Annotated in this window: 2 protein-coding genes; both read right to left on the reverse strand. The window is 54.5% G+C overall.

The features are described 5' to 3' along the window. Positions 1-86: 86 nt before the first annotated feature. Positions 87-962 (reverse strand): site-specific integrase, encoded by an 876-nt coding sequence (locus tag ASD32_RS28665; protein WP_244490306.1) that lies wholly within the window; start codon positions 960-962, stop codon positions 87-89. Between the two features lie 229 nt (positions 963-1,191). Further along, positions 1,192-2,140, reverse strand: a 949-nt coding sequence (locus ASD32_RS28670) for a porin (protein ID WP_082546978.1), incomplete at its 5' end; no start/stop codon positions are given.

Raw genomic sequence — 2,140 nt, forward strand, 5'->3', positions numbered from 1 at the left:
GAAATACCTCGTCCAAGCGCGTTTGGCCTTCCCTCCACAACCCCGACCAGTTCCGGGAAGGCCAAACGCTCGCCGACTTCGCGCGCTTATTTGTGCCGCTCTAATATCGGTACGCACACATCCAGATCGTGAGAGGCAAGGTGTGCATATCTCATGGTCATCTGAAGAGTTTGGTGACCGAGCCACATCTGGACACGGCGGATGTCGATGCCACCTCGTACCAGTCTTGAAGCGCAGGTGTGGCGAAGCACGTGAGGAACAACGTCGTTATCGGTCGCCAAGCCCACTTCCATCTTTGCTTGGTTCCATACAGCACGGAATTGCTGCTGATCGATCGTGACGAAGGGACCGATCTGTTGGGGGCGCCGAGCGACTGACAAGGCGGCGCGCGACGTCAAAGGAACTGACCGGCTTCTACCGGACTTAGTGACCCAGAATGTCACGCGATCATCATTAATATCGTTCCACCGCAAGCTGATGGCCTCACCCAGGCGCGCACCGGTGTCAACCAGGAAGACACAAAAGCGATGAAAGAGTTCAGAATGGCGCTCGATCGCGGCAAAAAGCCGATCCTCCTCGTCATATTCGAGAAAGCGGATACGGCCAGATTTCTCTTTTTGCCGCCTAAACTCGGGTAAACTGTGGATCTCACCCATTTTAAACGCCTTCCGCAACAGCTTGCTTAGTGCAGCCATCTTCCGATTGATGGTGGCATTGCCGTTGCCGCGTTTGCGAAGTGAGGCGATCAGGCTATCGAGCATTTCGTCGGTGAATACCGAGAACTCAGGCGTAACCAGCAGAGTGTGGAGTTCATATATAAAGGCCGTCACATTATATTTGTGCGAACCTGGCTCCCAGAGCAGATCTCCATACCGCTGGAAAAGCAGCTTGAGAGACACGCTTTCTACCGGCTTGGCGGGGCGGCCGACAGCGAATTGGTAATGGAGACTGTAGGCTCCGATACCTACGCTTTCAAAGTCGGCGTTGCCGCCTGCTTTGTCTCGATCTCGGCTCAATGAACATCCTCCAAGGAGGAGACAATTCAAAGACTGCCGCGATCTGTATTCAATTCACAACCTGCATCGAACGGATCGTCAAACGCTGCACCGTCAACAACAGTTACCTAAAAGCAACAGCCCGCAACCCCTGAAAGAGGTTGCGGGCAATTTGCAATCCGATCAGATGATCAGATTAGAAGTCGCGCTGCAGGCGGACGAAGCCGGTCCAACGGCTGTCTGACGAGCCAGTAACCGAGTTGCCAGCTTCATCGGCGTCTGTGTAGTTAACAGTCGCCAGTGTGCGGAGGCCTTCAGTGATCTGGTAGCCGGCAGTTACGCCAACACGCCAAGCATCGACGTTAACGAAGTCGATATCGCCAAAGTACTGAGCTGCCGGGGTGATGAAGAGCTTGTCAGTTGCCTGGATCTTGTATTCAGCAGCAACAGTCCACTCGGAAACATCCCAGTAGTAGTTGGCGTCTGTTGCGTAGATACCAGCGATGCCGAGCGTGCCCGGGCCGATGTCAGCAGTCAAGATAGCGCGGAAAGCAGCTTCTTCGACGTTGAAGTCGTAGTTGCCGATGATCGTAGCCTTAACGCCACCGAGGCTGAAGCCGATGAGGCCGCCAGCACCGACATCGTCGTTGCCGTTGCCGCTGTTGCCGAAGATCGAGCTTGCGTCTTCGAGTTCTTCAACTGCAACACCAACCTGGAACGTACCACCGTCGTAGGTGTAACGAATACCGTTGAGCGACGTGTCGTTCGAGGACAGCGAGTCAGTTTCGCCGGAGAGATCGTTATCCCACCATGTGTAGTAGTTACCAACGTCGAAGCCAGCGATGCTGATCCAGGCTGCGTCGAGGTAAGTGCCGGCATCGGTTTCAGCATTGATAACGATAGCGGACGAAAGAGCACCGAATTCAGTGTCGTTCTTGGCTTCGAATACGAGCTGACCACGTGTGAACGAGTTCAGATCGGTGCCGTCGTCAGCGAAGTTTTCGCTGTAGTTCAACTGCGTACGAACGTAACCGCTAATCTTCAGGCAGGTTTCCGTGCCCGGGACGTAGAAGTAGCCAGTACCGAATGCGTCGCAAACGCGAACGTATTCCAAAGGCTCCGGCTCAGCAGCTACGATTGCGTCA

This window comes from Rhizobium sp. Root483D2 (genome assembly GCF_001426685.1).
Taxonomy (GTDB): domain Bacteria; phylum Pseudomonadota; class Alphaproteobacteria; order Rhizobiales; family Rhizobiaceae; genus Pararhizobium; species Pararhizobium qamdonense.